The organism is Roseibium album (assembly GCF_965233825.1).
Lineage (GTDB): Bacteria > Pseudomonadota > Alphaproteobacteria > Rhizobiales > Stappiaceae > Roseibium > Roseibium album.
The window spans coordinates 2,341,526-2,361,174 of the sequence record NZ_OZ247583.1 but is presented as its reverse complement, the minus strand read 5'-3'; the positions used below and the strand labels follow the sequence as shown (position 1 = coordinate 2,361,174).

Below are 19,649 nucleotides of genomic sequence, written 5' to 3'. Positions count from 1 at the left end.
ATCAGGCTGCCGCATTGCCGACAGGCAGGATTGCGGCAACCTGCCGACACAGATGCACGAGGCTGACCCGTGACCGAGCGTGGACGATCTGAGCGGACTTTCCGGAAGAGACATTTTGCCGGCCTGGTGGCGTTGATTGCGGTTGTCGCTGCCAGCCCCTCTCTTGCCGCGGTCACACCTGTCCCGGCGGCCAAATCGGGCGGAACCGCTTCTGTGGACTATCAGCCGAGCCTCACAGTTGTTGCCGGTGTCCCTGTTCCTGCGAAAAAACGGGAAGTTCCGGAGGGCTACGTCGCAACGAAACCCAAGCTGGTGCTTCGCTCGCAATTGCCGGCAAAGGACTATTTCGGCGCCGCGAACGGCCCGGCTCCCCTGAAAGCGCGTGCAATTGGCTCCTACGCCAAAGGTTGTCTTGCCGGTGGTGCTTCGCTTCCACCTGACGGGGCGAGCTGGCAGGCAATGCGACTTTCGCGGAACAGAAACTGGGGACACCCGGAACTGATCGACTATCTCAAGGATCTTGCGACCGATGCACCGAAAGTCGGCTGGAACGGTCTTCTGGTCGGAGATCTCGCCCAACCCCGCGGCGGACCCATGCTCTCTGGCCACGCCAGTCATCAGATCGGCCTTGATGCCGATATCTGGCTGACGGAAATGCCGAACCGGAGGCTTACGGTTGAAGAGCGCGAGGAAATCTCCGCGATTTCGATGCTCAAGGGCCCTCTCGATATCAAAGGCGCCGATCGCCGGGTTGATCCGAGAAAGTGGACAGATACCCATGCGCGCCTGATCCGCCGTGCGGCCTCCGACAAGCGGGTCGCCCGGATCTTCGTCAATCCGACAATCAAGAAGGCCCTGTGCGAATTCGAAAAGAGCCGTGACCGTGCCTGGCTGCGCAAGGTGCGCCCGTGGTGGGGGCACCACTATCATTTCCATGTCCGCCTTGCCTGTCCGAAAGGAAGCGGCGGCTGCAAGAACCAGAACCCCCCGCCTCCGGGAGACGGATGCAGTTCACATCTGACCTACTGGCTGTCCGACGAACCATGGGTGCCGAAGAACCCGCCCAAGCCGGGTGAAAAACCGAAAATCGTCAAAAAACGACCAATGGCACTCGCAGCCCTACCCAAAGCCTGCCAGACTGTGCTGACGGCGCAGTAGGATTGTTCTCCGTTCCAGTGTCATTGACCATGCCCCGGATCACCGGTTTGCCAAATTTTCAATCGCTGTCGCAGTCGCGAACTTGTCAGGCATGACGATCAAAACGCATATCGGCACAGAACGCCTACCGGCCTTCAGGCGCTCTCGTGTCGCTCAATACCTTCGTCAGAAACACCAGATCCAGCCAGCGGCCAAATTTCGTGCCCGTTTGCGGCAATCTTCCAGTGACTTCAAAGCCAAGCGCCTCGTGGAGACGGATAGAAGCAAGGTTGTCGCCGTCGACGCCCCCGACAAGAACGTGAATCCCGTCAGCTTCAGCGATCTCCAGAATATGGAACATCAGATTTCTGCCAATCCCCTGCCTGTGCCTTGATGGATCGACATAAACCGTATGTTCAACGGTGAACCGGTAGCCCTCCTTCGAACGGAATGGCCCGTAGCTCGCAAACCCGGCCACTCTTTCCTGTGTGTCCACCGCTACAATCACCGGGAAGCCCTGGCTTTTTCTGGCTTCAAACCAGATCACCCGGTCCTCCAGCGTCTCCTCGCAGCCTGTCCAGGCAGCCGTCGTCTCTCGCACCGCATGATTGTAGAGCGCCAGGATGGCGGGGATATCTTTGGCTTCAGCGTTTCGAATATGCATGGTTCATCTCATTTGCGGGCAGTTCGAATTCCGCGGGTGATGCCCGATCTCACGGCGAATTTGAATTGTCATGATAAATATCATGCCTGATATACGTCATTTGCCGGTAGGGAACCGGCACCGCTGAACAGCTGCAGCACCTGACCATCGTTTGTTCCGCAAAAAAGCAACGGATTTCCGGCTACCACGCGCGCATTTTTCTGGTCGAAAGCAAATTGCAGTGGTAAAGGGGCGGCCATGACGACGAAGACGCTTTCCAACATCCGAAATTTTTCCATCGTGGCCCATATCGATCATGGCAAGTCGACGCTCGCCGACCGTCTGATCCAGATGACAGGAACGATGACCGACCGCGAAATGACCGAACAGGTTCTCGATTCCATGGATATCGAGCGCGAACGCGGTATCACGATCAAGGCTCAGACTGTCCGGCTGATCTACACTGCAAAGGACGGCCAGCAGTATACGCTGAACCTGATCGACACTCCCGGCCACGTGGACTTTGCCTATGAGGTTTCACGTTCGCTGGCCGCCTGCGAAGGCTCTCTGCTTGTGGTCGACGCCTCGCAGGGTGTGGAAGCGCAGACGCTCGCAAACGTCTATCAGGCGATCGACAACGACCACGAGATCGTCACGGTCCTGAACAAGATCGATCTGCCGGCTGCCGAACCGGAGCGCATCAAGGAACAGATCGAAGACGTCATCGGGATCGACGCCTCCGATGCCTGCATGATCTCCGCGAAGACCGGACTCGGTGTCGAAGATGTGCTGGAAGCGATCGTCCACAAGCTGCCGGCGCCCAAAGGTGATCCGGGCGAAACCCTGAAAGCGATGCTGGTCGATAGCTGGTACGACACCTATCTCGGTGTGATGGTCCTGGTACGCGTCATCAACGGCTCGCTGAAGAAGGGTCAGAAAATCAAGATGATGGGAACGGGCGCCTCCTACGACGTCGACCGCGTCGGTGCCATGACGCCGAAATTCATTCAGGTGGATGAGCTTCGTTCCGGCGAAATCGGTGTGATCACCGGATCCATCAAGGAAGTGGCCGACACACGGGTTGGCGATACGATCACGCTGGACAAGAAGCCGTGCGCAGAACCCCTGCCGGGTTTCAAGCCAGCCCAACCGGTCGTATTCTGCGGTCTCTTTCCGGTCGATGCCAACGACTTTGAAGACCTGCGCGCCGCGATGGGCAAGCTTCGGCTCAATGATGCGAGCTTTTCCTTCGAAATGGAAACTTCCGCAGCGCTCGGATTTGGCTTCCGGTGCGGGTTCCTCGGCTTGCTGCACCTGGAAATCATCCAGGAGCGACTGTCGCGTGAATTCAACCTGGACCTGATCGCGACCGCGCCGTCTGTTGTCTACCAGATGACGCTGACAGACGGCTCGGATTTCGAATTGCACAACCCGGCGGACATGCCGGATGTCGTCAAGATTACAGAAATCCGCGAACCGTGGATCCGGGCAACGATCATGACGCCCGACGACTATCTCGGTGCCATCCTGAAGCTCTGTCAGGAACGGCGTGGTATCCAGGTGGATCTTTCCTATGTCGGTTCACGCGCCATGGTCTCCTACGACCTGCCGCTCAATGAAGTCGTCTTTGATTTCTATGACCGGCTGAAATCAGTTTCCAAAGGTTACGCCTCATTCGATTACCAGATTTCCGACTACCGGGCGGGCGACCTCGTCAAGATGTCGATCCTGGTCAATGATGAGCCGGTGGATGCGCTGTCCGTCCTCGTCCACCGCAGCCAGGCGGAGCGCCGTGGCCGGGCCATGTGCGAGAAGCTGAAGGACCTGATCCCGCGGCACATGTTCAAGATTCCGATCCAGGCCGCCCTTGGTGGACGCGTGATCGCCCGCGAAACCATTTCGGCCCTGCGCAAGGACGTAACCGCGAAATGCTACGGCGGCGACGCGACCCGAAAACGAAAGCTTCTGGAAAAGCAGAAGGCGGGCAAGAAGAAGATGCGCCAATTCGGCAAGGTCGAGATCCCTCAGGAAGCCTTCATCCAGGCCCTGAAGATGGATGAGTAAGGAACCGGCTGTCACGAAGCCCTGCGCAAGACCCGGAGATTGTCCAATCGATTTCAAACAGGCAGAAACCGCACTTGCGGCATTCGCGGCATAGGCAGTTTGCGAGGTTCGTGCGCACGTGTTCTGCTGACCGGTGATAATAACCGGTCACTCGCAAAAGACATGTACACTGTGTGATGTCCTGTATAGTTCTCCTGGTATCGAAAACCTGTTCCGGAACCTGCAGGGAGGCTCGGCTGCTCAACTCTGCTGCATGAGGACGCTTGTTATTCACAATCAAGTATTTTAAGCGACTTGCGACTGCTTCACCGTCTTACGTTCTGATGAGATTCGTATGAAAATTGCTTTTGTCAAACAGGATGTTTATCAGGACCTATATGTCTGTCCGGCAGGGACAAAAGACGCGCATGCGCTGCTCTTTTCCTCAATGATGAGGGTCGGGCCGGTCGGGCTGTTCACCGAACTCGACACTTCCTTTTACATTGTGGATGAGGATCCGGCTCCGGAGTGTCAGATCTATCGAAGCGTTATTCCGAAAATCGCAGATGACGTGAAACTCCTGAAGACCAAGACGATCGAGCATCTTCCAGGTGAAGAGTTCAAAAGACCCGGCAGTCCGTACGCAAACGGTCATTTCTCTGTGCCTTGCCGCTCAATCGACTGGTCGGATTTCGACGTTGTCATTTCGATCAATGTTTCAATTCCGAAAGACGTCATTCGCCAGCATCCGCAAGTCTTGTTCTGCTACATGATCGGCGAAGCGAACCTGGCCTCGAAATGGGCGGAATTCGGCTACGACGTTTGCCTGAACCAGCTGATCTCAAACAACATCACGTCGAAAATCGGCGGTGCGGTCGACTTCCCCTACACATTTGTTGGTCCGCATTGTCTTGAAAACCTCCTGAGGCAGGAGTTGGGACGAGGATCTTTGCAGGACGGCGTATATGCAGAGATCAACATGTCCTCGGAGCGGCCGGTCCAATCTCCTCCCGATGAGCTCAAACCCCTCGTTGACGACGGTTATCGGGTTCGCATCCACAGGCAGAACATCAAAGAAAATCTGCAGGAACTTTACGATGCAAAATACTTCGTCAAACTGGGAGGACGACTGATCCGGGGCAACTCGGTCATTGAAGCTGTTTCCTGCGGAACTCTCGTGCTCCTCCCTCGCGACACACTGATCCATGAGGAGTTGATTCCCGAAGGCTGCTCGGTTGAAAATCTCGAAGAATTGACAGAGAAAGTCCGGTACCTGGACGACAATCCTCTTGAGTACGAGCGCCTGTTGAACCTGCAGCGCGATGTCGTTCGAAAGATGTGCTTTGAAAATGCAGTGACCTCGCTGGAGCGATGCCTTCAGGACAAAAGAAAAATAATGTCGAAGGGAAGCTTTCTTTCCCAGGTACTTCAACGCAAACGGCGCGCCTCGGTCAAAACCGATCTTTTCCTTGCGAAAACGGCAACGCGCTTCAGGAAAAAATACTCAAGGGTCAGGCGTGCGTTGAATCTCAACTGAGGAGCTGTTCCGGATTTGCCCACGGGCATGACAATCATTGCCTGCTGCGGTCCACGACATTCATCGCCACAAAGAACTGCTTCTTCTTGTGCACTGAGTTCATCCTGAATCCGACTGCGCATCGCGCATAGCAATCTTCGGCGGTCGAGTTGTGATGGCTAGGTGAGCCGCCTTCTGTCCAGTCAACCTTTTCAGTCCACGGCAACGACCTGGCCGGTTATCGCGCCTTCGACACATTTTGCATACGCCAGACCGACGCGTCTGGAAGATACCAATTCGTGCCCTGGAAACCAGGCTCCGTACTGGTCAGAGGAAACTTCAAGCAAGCCGGGACTGACGACGTTGAGGCGCAGGTTTTTCGGCAGGTCGATTGCCGCAGCCTTCACAAAACCGGCCAGGGCGCCGTTCGCCGTTGCAGCCCCTGCCCCCATCAGGACCGGATCCCGGTCCAAAATGCCGCTGGTCAGGGTGAAGGATCCGCCATCATTCACAGCGTTCAGTCCGGCAAGCACAAGACCGATCTGCGTCAGGACCTTGTTTTCAAGGCCATAGCGAAACGTGTCGGCCGTCATGTCGCTAAGGCGACCGAATTCAACTTCTCCGGCTGCCGATATCACTGCGTCGACCGGGCCTGTCTGCAAATACATTGCCTCGACGCTCTCAGGCGATGCGAGATCCACCGTAATGTCTCCGGAGGACCGGCCGGCCGTGATGATTTCGTGACGGCTGGAGAGTTCCTCAAAGGCAGTCTTGCCGACGTCACCGGATGCACCAACGAGAATGATCTTCATGACAGATCTCCTTCGATTTTCTTGTATGTTTCAATCTTGTAGGCAAGTACCTTTGAACATTGATCCAGGTCAGCGCGACGTTCCCGAAGCCGCACTTCGTGCCGGAGCAGCAAGGCCTTGCGTTCCGGGATGCTGGACGCACCCTGGCGGTAGAGTTCCGCAAAGCGCCGCATTTCCTTCATCGGCATCCCGGTCTTGCGCAGCCAGTACAGCAGGGTGAGCCATTCTATGTTTTCCGGCGAAAACCGGCGCAATCGATCCGGGCCGCGCTTTATTGCCGGCACAAGACCCGATTTCTCGTAGTACCTGATCGTGTCGGCGCTCAGGCCCGATATCGTCGCTGCTTCGGAAATCCGCATTGGCTTCACCTCTTTGACTTGAGGCAAATCTACGGGTCTGGAGTGGCTCCAGGTCAAGGACAAAGATCAATACAAAAAGGGCCCGCAACGCTTTGCGGCAGGGCTCCTGAAACCAGAAACGGCGCCGGATCTGGTCCAGGCGCCGTTTTCTGATTGCGATTTTTTCCAACCGGCCGCAAGTGCCGGGCCGATCGGGTGTTTTTTGTGACCGGCGTTTCTGCCGGTCAGCAGTTAGCGCCGGGTGAGCGGCAGATCCGCGAGTTCACGCGGGCTCATGCGCTGGATAGCCGGATGGGACAGCGGATCGGTCCGGTCGTACCAGGACGGTGATGTCGCTCTTGCCTGACGGCGCATAAACAGTTTCAACATGATATTCAGTCTCCTTATTATTGTTCTTTTCTTCATGGCCAAATTCCTTCTTTGAATTTAGCTATGCTGACTACATAGATCCCTTTTCCGCTTAAAAAAATCGACTTCTTCTGAATTTCGATATAGAATTTCTATAATGAAAAACCTTAACCGAATCCACATTACCGGATTGCGCGCCGTCGAAGCGGTCGCAAGGCTGGGCTCGATCAAATCGGCGGCCGAAGAGCTCGGCGTGACAGTCGGGGCGGTGAGCCAGCAAGTCCAGAAAACGGAAGGCCAGCTGGGTGTCCAGTTGTTTGAACGCCAGAACCGGCTGTTGCTGCCGACCGCCCACATGCTTGCCATGCAACCGCATCTGACGTCTGCCATGTCGTCTCTTTCCATCGCCGTCGCAACCACTGAAAGAGGACGGGAAGACGCATTGACCATCTCGGTTGCGCCCGTCTTTGCCGGAAAATGGCTCGTCTGGCATTTGAAGGAATTCAACAAGGCATATCCCGGCGTCAGGGTACGGGTCGAAGCCACAGTCGAACTTGTCGATCCCGACACAAGCGACGTCGATCTGTGCATCCGGGTCGGACACGGTCCCTATCGCGGACTGAATGCGGAGAAACTTCTCAATCAAAGGGTCTTTCCCGTGTGCAGTCCCGCGCTCGCACGGAACATCCGTGAACCGGCGGACATAGGAAAACTGCCTATCATCCACGACCCTGGGCAGATGTTCACCTGGAAAACCTGGCTGGATCTTTTTGGCCTTGACGAAACGATCCTGCGGGATGGCCCGACCTTCTCCGACGGCTCGTTGTGCCTGGACGCGGCCATCGCCGGCCACGGTGTCTTTCTGGCATGGGAAACCCTTGCAGTTTACGCGGTCAAGTCAGGACAGGTCATCGCTCCGTTTCCGCAAAGGCCCGCGACCGGGATCGGTTACTGGCTGATCAGCGGCAGAAATGCGCCGCGAACGAAAGCGAAGCAGGCTTTCAGCGATTGGCTGAAGAAAGAACTGCAGGCCTCCATCGGACGGCCCAAAGGTGCGGATGAGGTGAACGCCTAGAGGCTGCCGTTGATATCAAGGCGAAGAGGACTTCCGAAAGGCAGACTGGCCGTTTCACTTGCAGAACTTCACCTTGAGATTGACATGATGTCCGTCCAGCAGCATGGGCGAAAAGCACCAGGTTGAATGACCCATCGCACGAAATGCACACACATGCGTTCCACGGGATGAAGTGGCCGAGGCAAACTGCCTTTTCCCTTGCCATTGCCACGCCTTTCGCTAAATTGACGCGCATGACCAGCCAAGATGCACATCGCTGCCATGATCGCAAACGCGCCTATGCGTTGCACACACGCGCCGTGCGCTTTCCTGAACGGCAGGGTCCGGCCTGTGGGCGATTTATGCGCTAATGCGCTTTTATTCCGGCGCTTTTCCAATCACCGGGGGCTCACGCAATAATGCGCTTGAGGCCGTGGCATTGTGCGCAATTATTCGCTAAAAGACCCCGACTTTCATTTCCGCGCTTTGTGCGCGAACCGACAACCGAGCATGCATGTCCAATCTCGATAACCTAGAATCCGATCTTCTTACGGCCATTGACGGCGCGGAGACCGAAACCGCACTGGAAGACGTCCGGGTCCACGCTCTTGGTAAGAAGGGCCGTATTTCCGAGCAAATGAAAACACTCGGCAAGATGACCCCGGAAGAACGACAAGTGATGGGTCCGGCGCTGAACGGCCTGAAAGCCAAGATCACTGACGCCATCAGCGCTCGCAAGGACATCCTGGCAGAAGCTGCACTGGAGCAGCGCCTTGCCAGCGAAACAGTCGACGTCACGCTGCCCTTGCGTCCTTCACCGGCGGAGACCGGCCGCATCCATCCGGTCAGCCAGGTGATCGACGAACTCACAGCCATTTTTGCGGATATGGGATTTTCCATTGCCGAAGGCCCCGACATCGAAACCGATGAGCTGAATTTCACGGCGCTGAATTTTCCCGAAGGCCATCCGGCACGCGAGATGCACGACACGTTTTTCTTCAACGAGAAGGAAGACGGTGAACGCCTGCTGCTGCGCACGCATACTTCCCCGGTTCAGATCCGCACCATGCGGACCCAGGAACCGCCGATCCGCGTGATCATCCCGGGGCGGACATATCGCTGCGACAGCGATCAGACGCACACGCCGATGTTTCACCAGGTGGAAGGGCTCGTGATCGACAAGGAAAGCCATTTCGGCCATCTGAAATGGGTTCTGCAGGAGTTCTGCAAATCCTTCTTCGAAGTTGACGACATCAAGATGCGCTTTCGTCCGAGTTTCTTCCCGTTCACCGAACCGTCCATGGAAGTCGATATCCAGTGCGACCGGTCCGGCGGCGAAGTCAGGATCGGCCAGGGCGACGACTGGCTGGAAATCCTCGGCTGCGGCATGGTTCATCCGAACGTTATCCGCAATTGCGGACTTGATCCGGATGTTTATCAGGGATTTGCCTGGGGCATGGGGATCGACCGGATCGCAATGCTGAAATACGGCATGCCGGACCTGAGAGCCTTCTTCGATGCAGATGTCCGCTGGATCCAGCACTATGGCTTCCGCCCTCTCGACCTGCCGACGCTGTTTGGCGGCCTGTCCAACTAATCACCCGGACCCTGGGGGCAACACTTCATGTCACTGCTGACCCGCATATATCTCGTCATTGCGCTGACCCTTGCAGCAATCCTTCCGGCCGCGGCCCAGACCGCGGACAAGGACGAGCGCGTGCCGACTCCGACCTCCTTCATGGAAGCCTGCGCCGAGAAGATCGAGGCGCGCGGACGCCTGCGCTTTTGCGATACATACTTTCGCGACAAGCTCGGGACGGAGGCCGACGCCCTGCTCTATCTGCGTGACCGGATCACCACGCTGCGTGCCAATCATGAGGCAAGCTCCGCCGAAAAGTACCAGAGCTTCCTGCAGGCCATCTACATCGTGGCGTTCCTGACAATTGCTTCGATCGTGCTGATCGCCAGCGACAAGCGCATTAGCGGCACTGCCAAATGGGCGGGCCTGACAAGTACGGCCGCTTTGCTGGTCATGGTCATCATCGTTGCGATGGGCTGGCTCGGAAAATACCGGGCGGAATATGCCGCCCAGGTAGAGCTTGGCATCCTGCGCGACCGCATCGAGGCGGAAGCCGCCCAGGCGATTGCGACAAACCAGCAGATCACGCCGGACATGGTGGGCCAGTGGACCGGTGAATTTGGTGCGATCGGACGCCGTTTCGCGGAGAACTACGGCGATGCGACTGTTCTGCCAGAAGTTGGCCGCTTCGGTAACTGACGCAGCGATCTTGAAGAATTCGCGGCCTGATAGCGCCGCCCAAGCGATAAAGAGTAAGGCAGATGAAATTCACCCTTTCCTGGCTCAAGGAACACCTTGATACCGACGCCAGCCTGGAAGAGATCGTGGAACGTCTCACGATGATCGGGCTGGAAGTCGAAGAAGTCACCAACCGTGCCGACCGGCTGAAGCCGTTCAAGATCGCGAAGGTCCTTGAAGCCGAACAGCATCCGAATGCCGATCGGCTGCGCGTGCTCAAGGTCGATACCGGGCAAGGCGAACCGGTCCAGATCGTCTGTGGCGCGCCGAACGCGCGCGCCGGTCTGGTCGGTGTGCTCGGCAAACCGGGCGATCACATACCCGGTCTCGACATTACCTTGTCTGTCGGCAAGATCCGCGACGTGGAAAGTTTCGGCATGATGTGCTCGGAGCGCGAACTGGAGCTTTCCGACGAGCATGACGGCATCATCGATCTGCCCGAAGATGCACCTGTTGGCGTCAACTTCGCCAAATGGGCGGGGCTCGACGAACCCGTGATCGAGATCGGCCTGACGCCAAACCGACCGGATTGTACCGGTGTGTACGGCATTGCCCGGGATCTTGCGGCCGCTGGCCTCGGCAAGCTGAAGGAACGCTCGCATGAGCAGATCCGCGGCAACTATCCCTGCCCGGTCAGCGTCTCTCTCGACTTCGGCGACACCAGGCCGATGTGCAAGGCGTTCGGCCTGCGAATGGTCAAGGGCATCAAGAACGGTCCGTCGCCGAAGTGGCTGCAGGACCGCCTGACCGCAATCGGGCTCCGACCGATCAACATCCTTGTCGACATCACAAATTACCTCACGTTCGACCAGGGCCGTCCGCTCCACGTCTTCGACGCGGACAAGGTGCACGGCAATCTGGTGGTCCGCCGTGGCAGGGCCGGCGAAGGCATCGACGGCCTGAACGGCAAATCCTATGAGCTTGACGACACTGTCTGTGTGATCGCCGATGACAACGGCATTGAAAGCCTCGGCGGCATCCTGGGCGGCGAACCGTCCGGGTGCACCGAGGATACTGTCAACGTGCTGATCGAATCCGCGCTCTGGGAGGAGGACGACATTGCCGCAACGGGCCGCAAGCTTGGCGTCAACACAGATGCCCGCTACAGGTTCGAACGCGGTGTCGACCCGGACTACATGATGCCGGGTCTCGAATATGCAACGCGACTGGTGCTTGATCTTTGTGGTGGTGAACCGTCGGAAACAACGCAGGCCGGCCGCGTTCCCGACAGCAGCAATATCATCGATTTCCCCTATTCGGAGATCCGCCGACTATCCGGTGTCGAAGTTTCGCAAGCAGAGGCCAACCTGACCCTGAAATCTCTCGGATTCTGGATCTCGGGTTCCGGCGACACGGTCAAGGTCGCAGCTCCGAGCTGGCGACCGGACATCGAGGGCAAGGCCGACCTGGTGGAAGAAGTCGTGCGCATCCTCGGGCTTGATCGCGTGCCGCTTACTCCTCTTCCGCGAACGGGGACCGTCGGCCAGAAGGTCCTCACAACCGGACAGATCCGTCGCAACAGGACCAGGCGTGCACTTGCCACACGCGGATTCAACGAAGCCGTCACCTGGTCCTTCATCTCCAAACCGCAGGCGGAACTCTTCGGTGGCGGAAACGCCGCACTGGAGCTTGCAAATCCGATTTCGCCTGAGATGTCGGACATGCGCCCGAGCCTGCTGCCGGGCCTGCTTTCCGCCGCCCAGCGCAATGCTGACCGCGGCTTTGGTGATGTCGCGCTGTTCGAAGTCGGCCAGGTGTTTCAGGACGATACACCCGAGGGCCAGAAGATGGTCGCCGCGGGCGTTCGTCGCGGCACTGCGAAATTGCAGGGTGCCAGCCGTCACTGGTCCGGGTCTTCCACAGGCGTCGATGTTTACGACGCCAAGGCGGATGCGGAGGCCGCGCTTGCCGCCATCGGTGCCCCGGTTGAAAAACTGCAGGTCCATACGGATGCTCCAGGTACCTTTCATCCCGGTCGTTCCGGCTGTCTGAAGCTCGGTCCGAAAAACGCACTTGCCGTCTTCGGTGAAATCCATCCAAGGACGCTTGCTGACCTCGACCTGGAAGGGCCGCTGGTCGCGTTCGAGATCTATCTGGATGCGCTGCCGCAGCCCAAGACCAAGGGTGGACGGTCAAAAGGCGCGCTGAATGCCAGCCACCTGATGCCGGTCCGCCGCGATTTTGCTTTCCTGGTCGGCAAGGACGTCAAGGCCGAGGTCCTGCTAAAGGCGGCTCGTGGCGCGGAGAAGACCCTGATTGCCGACGTGACGCTGTTCGACATCTACGTGGGCCAGGGCGTGCCGGACGATCAGAAATCGGTGGCAATCGATGTTCTCCTGCAACCGCGTCAAAAGACGCTGACGGATGAAGAAATCGACGCTGTTGCCAAGAAGATCATCGCCAATGTCGAAAAGGCAACCGGAGGAACACTCAGAGGATAATCTGATCCTCATCGCGGTCGGCTGCGTTGCAACGAGTACCCGGGATGCAGCGCAGCACCCACGACTGCGCAGACCGGTCGTTCCCTTCCGGCGACAGACCGATCAGCGGACGTTCCGGCTTCTGAAGCACTTGTTGCCGACAGGACATTTGGGGTTGTCCTTCGTCGGTGCGAATTTCGGGCGCATCATATTCGCTTCAGGCAGGCAATAGCTGACATTTGCAATAAATTTGTCGAAGGTTGACGGACCCGTCGTCATGACGACGCTGCCACGCTGCTTGACGAGTGACTGGGCCTGCGCGCAAGTCATCTGCCTGGTGTCCGGCCGAGCCGATTGAGCCTGAGCGGCCGGAGGGCCCGACACCAGCAACATCATGACGCCGACGGTCAAAACGGCTGCCCGCCCAGGCTCTCGTGACGTGTTTTGTAGACGCGACATTCTTGTCCCTCCAGCTTGCTGTCAAGGCTCGAAAATCCGGGATCACCGGTAAGCGATCAATCGTTGAACTTCAAGATCATCGGATCGATACAGACCCGCACCCGGCACTGCCGAACGTCCTTGGTCGGCACCCATTTGTTGCGCGTCACTTCCCCGTGCTGACAAGAATTCCGGGTATAGACGTATCTGTCGAACGTGTACTGACCGGTGCTCAGGACAACGGCACCATTCCTTTCAATCATCGACTGAACTTGCGAGCACGTCATGGCACGCGAATCCGGCCGCCGGGACTGGGCGTCGGACGGTTGTACGGAAGCTGCCATCAAGGCCATCGACCCGAGCGTCAATGGCAGCCATTTTGAGATAGATTGCATCGCAAGCGCGTAAGTTCTGCTCATTCGAAACTTCCAAAACTGATGACCCCACATTCAAAATGGCACCCGGTGCCGGTGTGTCAAGCAAGATGACGATGTACAGCTGGACCGCCATTTTCAACCGCCATTTGAAACCTCGTCAAAGCTACGGATGTCTCAAACCTCAGAATCGGCTAGTGTTTTCGTCCAGTCCAGCAGGTTGATTTCATGACAAGCACTCCAGTAACCGATGGCGCGACAGCCCGCCTTGGCGACCCATACGGGGCCTGTGAGCAGCAGCGCTGCGAACACCTTGCGACAATTCTTTGCGCAGTCCCGCACGTCATGCAGATCCTCCGCGCGGCCCGCGATCTTGGCCTGCCCGATGCCTGGCTGGTGTCTGGCGGGATCTACCAGACGGTGTGGAACGTTCTGACCGACCGACCGCTTCTTCACGGCATCAAGGATTTTGATGTCATCTATTTCGACGGCACAGACCCATCATACGAGGCCGAGGATCTGGTTATCCGAACGGTCATCTCGGCCCTGCCCGATCTTGCCCATCTCGTCGAAGTGCGAAACCAGGCCCGTGTACATCTGTGGTACGAACAACGCTTCGGACGGCCCTACCGGCCACTGGACTGTTCGATGGATGCCCTGACGACCTATGCGGCACGTACACATGCAGTCGCCGCGCGCCTTACCCATACCGACGAACTTGTCATTCATGCTCCCTTCGGACTGGCGAACCTGTTCGGCATGCGCCTGGTGCCCAACTACGGACAATTGAATCCCGAAACCTACGCCGAAAAGGCGCTGAGGATGAAAGCGCACTGGCCGGAACTGGAAGTCGTTCCGTGGCAGACCAGTGAACAACGCGGTTGAGAAAACCGCTTGCCGGCACAATCGGGAAATCCATTCCGATTTCGCGGATTGTTCTCGGACGACAATGCAAGATTTAACGACGGCACGAACGAAGAGCCACGGTCCTGGAAATCCTGCAATTCACATCGATACACCCGGTTGCCTCGCAATTTGATCGGCCTGTCTACTGATCAGATGTTCACGCACGTGGATGTCTTTGTCCGGTCCATCGCTACAAAGGTTTTGAATTTCCTGATGTTTTCGTTGCCAAAGAACAGTCGCTGCGTAACGGCCTCGTACTCTGCCATGTCACTGACGAGCAGGATCAGAATGAAATCTGTTTCGCCTGTCACATAATAGCATTGCTGAATTTCCTCGGCTTGAAGAAACTCTGCCTTCACCTCGTCAATTCGCCCACCCGATTCAGTCTTCAGTTCGACTTCAGCCACGATTGTCAGTGGAAGTCCGACGTATCCAGGTTCGAGCACAGCGACCTGCGAAGCGATCACGCCGTCATTTTGCATGCGCTTTATGCGGCGCTGAACAGCAGGTGCGGACAGGCCTACGCTTTCGCCAATCAATCGCTGCGGTACGGTCGCATCCTGTTGAAGAATTCTCAGAATCGCCAGGTCGAAGGTGTCGAGAGAAAGAGATGGTTTCGCTTTTTTCACAGCCACAACACGAACTTTTTTTGCAAAACAAGGTGCAAAATATAGCGCAAATTTCGAGAAAAGTGAGCGAATATTTCGCCATTATCGAAAAAGGAGCGCTTCTCATGTTCGACCAGTTCGAAAAGGCCAATGTTCAGTTTTTTGCGGCGCGCGCCAGAAAAGAGCCCAATGTGCCCAGCGCGCTTTCCCGGGAGAAATTCGACCTGGCGGAAAATGAGATCACATGCTGGGATGGATATGAAAAAACCCCGCTGGTTCCACTCGACGGGCTGAGCAGGGCGCTCGATCTGGGGAGCATACACTACAAGAACGAAGGCCCACGCTTCGGACTGGGAAGTTTCAAGGCGCTTGGTGGCGCTTACGCGGTGATGCTTCTTCTTCAGCGCGAGATTGCCAAATCCAGTGGCAAGCCCGTAAGCCTTGCCGAAATCCGCAAGAAAACATTCGCGGAAGAGGCCGCCGCTCTGACCGTGATTTCAGCCACGGACGGAAACCATGGCCGTTCGGTAGCCTGGGGTGCTGCCCGCTTCGGTGCCCGTTGCCGCATCTATATACATGCGGAAGTGAGTGAATACCGTGCCCAGACAATTCGCACGCTGGGCGCAGAGATTATCCGCCTGGACGGAGATTACGATGCAACGGTCGCCCAAACGCGGGTAGATGCCGAAAAATACGGTTGGCACATTGTTTCTGATACTTCGTGGGAGGGATACACCCAGACACCCACGGAAGTCATGGCCGGTTATGGAGTAATGGCGCGCGAAATCGTGCGGGACCTGCCAACTGCGCCGACACATGTTTTCCTTCAAGGGGGCGTTGGCGGACTGGCAGCTGCCGTAAGCAAATCTTTTCACGACGCCTGGGGCGCGGACGCTCCCCGTGTTTTCCTGGTTGAACCAGAACTCGCACCATGCCTGTATGCGAGCGCTGCAGCCGGGGCCATGACTGCCGTGGACATCGAGGCAGAAACGATTATGGCGGGCCTGTCATGCGGTGTGCCTTCCGCGGTCGCCTGGCCGGTCTTGTCTGCTCTGGTCAGCGGCTTCATCACGATCCCTGAACACGTGGTCGCACCGGCGGTTCGCATGCTTGCCAACGGCAATGCAACGAACCACCGCATAGAGGCTGGTGAAAGCGCGGTCGCCGGACTTTGCGGTTTGATCTGCGCTGCAACGCAGCGCGATTTGCGCGACGCAATGGTGTTGAACGAAGATGCGCGCATCGTACTGATCGGCTCGGAAGGTGTAACCGATCCAACGGTCTTCAACCGACTGCTGGCAGATGCCAAGTAAACGAGGCATACGGTCAAAATATCCATTCGAACCGTGCGTCGAGTTCGGGAGCCATGGATGCATGCTCATCAATCCATTGTGAAAACAAAGTCCGCTTCGTTGGAACGAGGATGATCGAGGCAGGCCGTAGGAACCGCTTTGTGCCTGCTGCGGGTGCCGACAGGTTCACAAAGACCGGTGTTCGTCGTCGTTGAGGGGTCGGACACGGAATATCTACCTCGAAATCGTTGCCGACGTATCCGGGGTATCCTACAGCTTACCATGCGAATATTTTCACTGTCCTTGGCTGCAAGTGCAGTTCTCGAACCGCAACAAATGAGATATCTCGATGCCAGACTTTGCCATTTATCCGAGTTTGAAAGACAAGACCGTTCTGGTTTCGGGCGGTGCCCAGGGCATCGGCGCCGAAATTGTGGAAGCATTCGCCGCGCAAGGCGCCCGTGTCGGATTTCTGGATCTGGATGAAACCGCGAGCGAGGCAATTGCCGCTTCGAAAGAAAATGTCACGTATGAAATCTGCGATCTTCGCGACATTGGGGCAATGCAATCCGCGCTCACGAAATTGACGGACCGTCTCGGGCCAGCGCATGTCCTTGTCAACAACGCGGCACGAGATGACCGACACGATTGGAAAGACGTGACGCCTGAATACTGGGACGAGCGCCAGGCCACAAATCTTCGCCACATGTTTTTCGCGATCCAGGCCGTCGCACCGGGCATGATGGAACGAGGAGGCGGTTCGATCATTAACATGGGGTCGAATTCGTGGTGGGAAGCCGGGGGTGGTTTCCCGGCCTATGCCACCGCCAAATCCGCCGTGCATGGACTGACACGCACCATGGCCCGGGACCTCGGCGAAAGCCGCATCCGCGTCAACACCGTGGTTCCTGGCTGGATAATGACCGCGCGGCAGAAAGAACTCTGGGCAACTCCGGAAGCACTGGAAGCCCATCGCACGCGTCAATGTCTCCCGGATCTGATCGATCCTGTTTATGTTGCCCGCATGGTTCTCTTCCTTGCGTCTGACGACGCGGCGATGTGCAGCGCGAACAATTACATGGTCGAAGCAGGATCAATCTGAGGCAATTCACCGGATCCTTGCTGTCTGCGTGCGAGTTCAAGACCACCGCCGCCAGGTGGGTGGATTGAACCGCTTGCTGGTCTGTTTGATACCTGTTGTGCGCGCATCCGGGGGTCAGTGGAGGACACCTGGATGCCAATTCCGATGCGAAAAGAAGGGCAAGACAGGGCGCTCTTGCAAACGCTGGAGATACAGCCGAGTGACCAGCATTCGGCTGCTGCGATTTGCGTTAGCCGGCCTGCCTGGCAACGGCGACAGCTTCGCTTTCCGGTTGGTCTGTCACTTCAGACTGCGCTGCCGACAGAAGACGGCCCCGGACGAGCCCCCTTACCGAATTGCCGACATAGATTTCCTCGGCGGTTGCCAGGTCCTCGGCAGTGAGATCTGCTTCCCGGGCAAGGCCGCGCTCAAGCAAGCCGGCGCGCAGTGTGCCCGGCAGAACGCCATGTTCGAGAGCAGGCGTCAGAAGTTCGCCGTCTTTTTTCAGGAAGAGTGTCATGTAGCTGCCCTCGGTCAGATTACCGTGCTCGTTCCTGAACAGGACTTCCTGGCAGCCGGTTTCGGCCTGGTAGCGTTTCCGGGTGTCGTCATAAAACGCCCTGTTGGTCGTCTTGTGATAGAGGAAGCGATCCGTTGAGAGTGTTTTTTCCCGTGCCAGAACCAGATTGAAGACGGTCGTCTGATCAACCGGTGTCAGGTCGGTCGATGTGATGGAAACGCCGCCGTCGGCGTTCAGAAGGAGGCGGACACGGCGAGGTCCCGTGAATTCAGACGACGTGTCGAGCAAAGCCCGGCGCACGCCGTCGAGGTCACACCGGAAACCGAGGTAAGCCGCTGATTTGTGCAGTCTCTGCAAATGCCGTTCGAACAGCAGGTAGCCTTCGGAGGGATCAAAGGCCATGGTCTCGATCAGCTCGAAGTCTGGCGTATCCTCAGTCATGAATTTCAGCTTGAGAATGCACTCGTCATATTCTGGTGCGGCTCCGGAATCGAAGACAACACCGGATCCGGTTCCCGCTTCTCCGGTGCCGTCGTCGCGCAGCACAAGCGTGCGGATTGCGACGTTCAAACGAAAATCACCCCCGGGCGCCAGGCAGCCGATGGATCCGGTATAGACACCGCGTGGTCCGCTTTCCAGATTGTGCGCGATCTGCATGGCGCTCAGTTTCGGAGCACCTGTGATCGACCCGCACGGAAACAGATGTTTGATCACGCTGGAAAAGCCGACACTTTCGGGGACACGGGCCTCCACGGTCGATGTCATCTGGTGAAGGCTCGGGTAGCGCTCGACATCACAAAGTTTCGTGACCCTGACGGTGCCCGTATCGGCGATCCTCGACAGGTCGTTGCGCATCAGGTCGACGATCATGGTGTTTTCCGAGCGCTGCTTGGGATCACTTGCAAGTTCCCTGGCAATCCTGACGTCTTCCGACGCAAAACGGCCACGTGGCGCAGTGCCTTTCATCGGACGGGTCCGCAGGCAGGTACCTTCACGCTCCAGAAAGAGCTCCGGCGACAGGGAAAGAACCGTTCTGTCGCCCGTCCGGACAAACGCAGCGAACTCGACGGGCTGCCGCCGCATCAGATCCAGAAACAGGCTTTCCGGTGTCCCCTCATGCGCGAACCTTGCCCTCATCGTCAGATTGACCTGATAGATGTCTCCCTTGGCGAGATGCGAGCGAACCTGTTCAAACGCCTTGCCGTAGCCTGACCTGTCCATATCGAAGTCCGGCCGCTGCACGAAAGCATCTTTGCCTTCGGCTGCCGTTTCCAGCATCTCGCGGGCTTCATCAAGGCCCAGTTCCCGGACATTTTCATAAACGCCAAACCAGAGGAGCGGGTCTCCGGTGTGCCTGAACCGACGCTTCAGTTTCTCCTCGAAGGCAAAGCCGAGTTCATAAGCCATGTACCCGGCGGCAAACTTGCCCTCCGCCTGGACGGCCTCCAGTCTTGCCAGGCAATCCGTCACGTCTTCGAGCGCCGAACAGGTGACGATCTCGACAGGGTCGAAAAAGTGCATTGCCGAGCGCTGCTTCAGGAGATCCAGAAGCAATACCGATCCGGACTTTAGCGCGCTTACAGACATCTTCCGTGCCGATTTCCGATGGATGCAGAATTATCGACCATAATGTGCCCTGTTTCAGATGGCTCAAGTGGCTCGTAAAGAGCGGCTCATGACATCCAAGCGACATCAGGTCAAGTTTTCTCTCGGCAGGATAAAAAATTGGCCGGCTGATTGATAGCCGGCCAGATCAATTGCAGACGTCTTTTTTTGGTAAC

Annotated in this window: 19 protein-coding genes; 10 read left to right on the top strand and 9 right to left on the bottom strand. The window is 57.3% G+C overall.

Going from position 1 to position 19,649, the window contains the following annotated elements:
- The first annotated feature begins 69 nt into the window (after nt 1–69).
- The gene (gene mepA / locus ACO6TI_RS10965) at nt 70–1,158 is read left to right on the top strand and encodes a penicillin-insensitive murein endopeptidase (protein ID WP_422384936.1); all 1,089 of its coding nucleotides are present in this window, start codon (nt 70–72) and stop codon (nt 1,156–1,158) included.
- Nucleotides 1,159–1,282: 124 nt separating this feature from the next.
- Here the strand turns inward: mepA and ACO6TI_RS10960 are convergent, their stop codons facing one another.
- Both ACO6TI_RS10960 and ACO6TI_RS10955 read right to left on the bottom strand, forming a co-directional pair.
- Nucleotides 1,283–1,801: a GNAT family N-acetyltransferase gene (locus tag ACO6TI_RS10960; RefSeq protein ID WP_422384935.1), complete on the bottom strand. Its 519-nt coding sequence runs from the start codon at nt 1,799–1,801 to the stop codon at nt 1,283–1,285.
- A gap of 80 nt (nt 1,802–1,881) precedes the next feature.
- Nucleotides 1,882–2,064, bottom strand: a complete 183-nt coding sequence (locus ACO6TI_RS10955) for a hypothetical protein (RefSeq protein ID WP_422384934.1) — start codon at nt 2,062–2,064, stop codon at nt 1,882–1,884.
- Here ACO6TI_RS10955 and lepA point away from each other — a divergent pair.
- Entirely contained in the window at nt 2,039–3,844 is a 1,806-nt protein-coding gene (gene lepA / locus ACO6TI_RS10950) for a translation elongation factor 4 (protein ID WP_196998997.1), read from the top strand. The two genes, ACO6TI_RS10955 and lepA, sit on opposite strands and share 26 nt — an antisense overlap.
- A 334-nt stretch (nt 3,845–4,178) precedes the next feature.
- Nucleotides 4,179–5,360 carry a glycosyltransferase gene (locus tag ACO6TI_RS10945; protein WP_196898258.1) on the top strand — a complete coding sequence of 394 codons (1,182 nt, stop codon included), beginning with the start codon at nt 4,179–4,181 and terminating at the stop codon, nt 5,358–5,360.
- Between the two features lie 191 nt (nt 5,361–5,551).
- On the opposite strand, the gene ACO6TI_RS10940 is transcribed toward ACO6TI_RS10945, so the two are convergent.
- The 3 genes from ACO6TI_RS10940 to ACO6TI_RS10930 all read right to left on the bottom strand — a co-directional run bounded on the left by ACO6TI_RS10940 (nt 5,552) and on the right by ACO6TI_RS10930 (nt 6,879).
- Nucleotides 5,552–6,151 (bottom strand): short chain dehydrogenase, encoded by a 600-nt coding sequence (locus tag ACO6TI_RS10940; RefSeq protein WP_104704668.1) that lies wholly within the window; start codon nt 6,149–6,151, stop codon nt 5,552–5,554.
- Nucleotides 6,148–6,510, bottom strand: coding sequence for a MerR family transcriptional regulator (locus tag ACO6TI_RS10935; protein WP_196898262.1), 363 nt, complete (start codon nt 6,508–6,510; stop codon nt 6,148–6,150). Before ACO6TI_RS10935 ends, ACO6TI_RS10940 begins: the two co-directional genes overlap by 4 nt.
- Nucleotides 6,511–6,741: 231 nt before the next feature.
- The gene (locus tag ACO6TI_RS10930; RefSeq protein WP_173937411.1) at nt 6,742–6,879 is read right to left on the bottom strand and encodes a hypothetical protein; all 138 of its coding nucleotides are present in this window, start codon (nt 6,877–6,879) and stop codon (nt 6,742–6,744) included.
- A 136-nt stretch (nt 6,880–7,015) separates the two neighbouring features.
- Between ACO6TI_RS10930 and ACO6TI_RS10925 the strand changes: the two genes are divergently transcribed.
- From ACO6TI_RS10925 to pheT, 4 genes are all read left to right on the top strand, one after another.
- The gene (locus ACO6TI_RS10925) at nt 7,016–7,933 is read left to right on the top strand and encodes a LysR substrate-binding domain-containing protein (protein ID WP_055120134.1); all 918 of its coding nucleotides are present in this window, start codon (nt 7,016–7,018) and stop codon (nt 7,931–7,933) included.
- Between the two features lie 493 nt (nt 7,934–8,426).
- A complete protein-coding gene (pheS, locus tag ACO6TI_RS10920; protein ID WP_055120136.1) occupies nt 8,427–9,509 on the top strand; it encodes a phenylalanine--tRNA ligase subunit alpha in 1,083 nt (360 codons plus the stop codon).
- 27 nt (nt 9,510–9,536) lie between these two features.
- Complete coding sequence (locus ACO6TI_RS10915; protein WP_055120140.1) at nt 9,537–10,190, top strand: hypothetical protein; 654 nt, start codon at nt 9,537–9,539, stop codon at nt 10,188–10,190.
- A gap of 62 nt (nt 10,191–10,252) precedes the next feature.
- On the top strand, nt 10,253–12,670 hold the full coding sequence (gene pheT, locus ACO6TI_RS10910) for a phenylalanine--tRNA ligase subunit beta (RefSeq protein ID WP_196879063.1): 2,418 nt from the start codon (nt 10,253–10,255) through the stop codon (nt 12,668–12,670).
- A gap of 102 nt (nt 12,671–12,772) precedes the next feature.
- On the opposite strand, the gene ACO6TI_RS10905 is transcribed toward pheT, so the two are convergent.
- Nucleotides 12,773–13,108 carry a hypothetical protein gene (locus ACO6TI_RS10905; protein ID WP_409855358.1) on the bottom strand — a complete coding sequence of 112 codons (336 nt, stop codon included), beginning with the start codon at nt 13,106–13,108 and terminating at the stop codon, nt 12,773–12,775.
- Between the two features lie 56 nt (nt 13,109–13,164).
- The gene (locus ACO6TI_RS10900) at nt 13,165–13,506 is read right to left on the bottom strand and encodes a hypothetical protein (protein WP_144436162.1); all 342 of its coding nucleotides are present in this window, start codon (nt 13,504–13,506) and stop codon (nt 13,165–13,167) included.
- A 183-nt stretch (nt 13,507–13,689) separates the two neighbouring features.
- On the opposite strand from ACO6TI_RS10900, the gene ACO6TI_RS10895 reads away from it, so the two are divergent.
- The gene (locus tag ACO6TI_RS10895; RefSeq protein WP_422384933.1) at nt 13,690–14,346 is read left to right on the top strand and encodes a nucleotidyltransferase family protein; all 657 of its coding nucleotides are present in this window, start codon (nt 13,690–13,692) and stop codon (nt 14,344–14,346) included.
- Nucleotides 14,347–14,516: 170 nt separating this feature from the next.
- Here the strand turns inward: ACO6TI_RS10895 and ACO6TI_RS10890 are convergent, their stop codons facing one another.
- Nucleotides 14,517–14,996: an Lrp/AsnC family transcriptional regulator gene (locus ACO6TI_RS10890; RefSeq protein ID WP_055120427.1), complete on the bottom strand. Its 480-nt coding sequence runs from the start codon at nt 14,994–14,996 to the stop codon at nt 14,517–14,519.
- A gap of 62 nt (nt 14,997–15,058) precedes the next feature.
- Here ACO6TI_RS10890 and ACO6TI_RS10885 point away from each other — a divergent pair, with 62 nt between their 5' ends.
- Nucleotides 15,059–16,288 (top strand): diaminopropionate ammonia-lyase, encoded by a 1,230-nt coding sequence (locus ACO6TI_RS10885; protein ID WP_422384932.1) that lies wholly within the window; start codon nt 15,059–15,061, stop codon nt 16,286–16,288.
- 328 nt (nt 16,289–16,616) lie between these two features.
- On the top strand, nt 16,617–17,369 hold the full coding sequence (locus ACO6TI_RS10880) for an SDR family NAD(P)-dependent oxidoreductase (RefSeq protein ID WP_422384931.1): 753 nt from the start codon (nt 16,617–16,619) through the stop codon (nt 17,367–17,369).
- 229 nt (nt 17,370–17,598) lie between these two features.
- Here the strand turns inward: ACO6TI_RS10880 and pabB are convergent, their stop codons facing one another.
- A complete protein-coding gene (gene pabB, locus ACO6TI_RS10875; RefSeq protein WP_422384930.1) occupies nt 17,599–19,455 on the bottom strand; it encodes an aminodeoxychorismate synthase component I in 1,857 nt (618 codons plus the stop codon).
- Nucleotides 19,456–19,649 lie beyond the last annotated feature (194 nt).

Bases quoted from the DNA above. Each gene is read 5' to 3' on its own strand.
- ACO6TI_RS10960 (WP_422384935.1), bottom strand. From the start codon at position 1,801: ATGCATATTCGAAACGCTGAAGCCAAAGATATCCCCGCCATCCTGGCG.
- lepA (WP_196998997.1), top strand. From the start codon at position 2,039: ATGACGACGAAGACGCTTTCCAACATCCGAAATTTTTCCATCGTGGCC.
- ACO6TI_RS10955 (WP_422384934.1), bottom strand. From the start codon at position 2,064: ATGTTGGAAAGCGTCTTCGTCGTCATGGCCGCCCCTTTACCACTGCAA.
- ACO6TI_RS10945 (WP_196898258.1), top strand. From the start codon at position 4,179: ATGAAAATTGCTTTTGTCAAACAGGATGTTTATCAGGACCTATATGTC.
- ACO6TI_RS10940 (WP_104704668.1), bottom strand. From the start codon at position 6,151: ATGAAGATCATTCTCGTTGGTGCATCCGGTGACGTCGGCAAGACTGCC.
- ACO6TI_RS10935 (WP_196898262.1), bottom strand. From the start codon at position 6,510: ATGCGGATTTCCGAAGCAGCGACGATATCGGGCCTGAGCGCCGACACG.
- ACO6TI_RS10930 (WP_173937411.1), bottom strand. From the start codon at position 6,879: ATGTTGAAACTGTTTATGCGCCGTCAGGCAAGAGCGACATCACCGTCC.
- ACO6TI_RS10925 (WP_055120134.1), top strand. From the start codon at position 7,016: ATGAAAAACCTTAACCGAATCCACATTACCGGATTGCGCGCCGTCGAA.
- pheS (WP_055120136.1), top strand. From the start codon at position 8,427: ATGTCCAATCTCGATAACCTAGAATCCGATCTTCTTACGGCCATTGAC.
- ACO6TI_RS10915 (WP_055120140.1), top strand. From the start codon at position 9,537: ATGTCACTGCTGACCCGCATATATCTCGTCATTGCGCTGACCCTTGCA.
- pheT (WP_196879063.1), top strand. From the start codon at position 10,253: ATGAAATTCACCCTTTCCTGGCTCAAGGAACACCTTGATACCGACGCC.
- ACO6TI_RS10905 (WP_409855358.1), bottom strand. From the start codon at position 13,108: ATGTCGCGTCTACAAAACACGTCACGAGAGCCTGGGCGGGCAGCCGTT.
- ACO6TI_RS10900 (WP_144436162.1), bottom strand. From the start codon at position 13,506: ATGAGCAGAACTTACGCGCTTGCGATGCAATCTATCTCAAAATGGCTG.
- ACO6TI_RS10895 (WP_422384933.1), top strand. From the start codon at position 13,690: ATGACAAGCACTCCAGTAACCGATGGCGCGACAGCCCGCCTTGGCGAC.
- ACO6TI_RS10880 (WP_422384931.1), top strand. From the start codon at position 16,617: ATGCCAGACTTTGCCATTTATCCGAGTTTGAAAGACAAGACCGTTCTG.
- pabB (WP_422384930.1), bottom strand. From the start codon at position 19,455: ATGTCTGTAAGCGCGCTAAAGTCCGGATCGGTATTGCTTCTGGATCTC.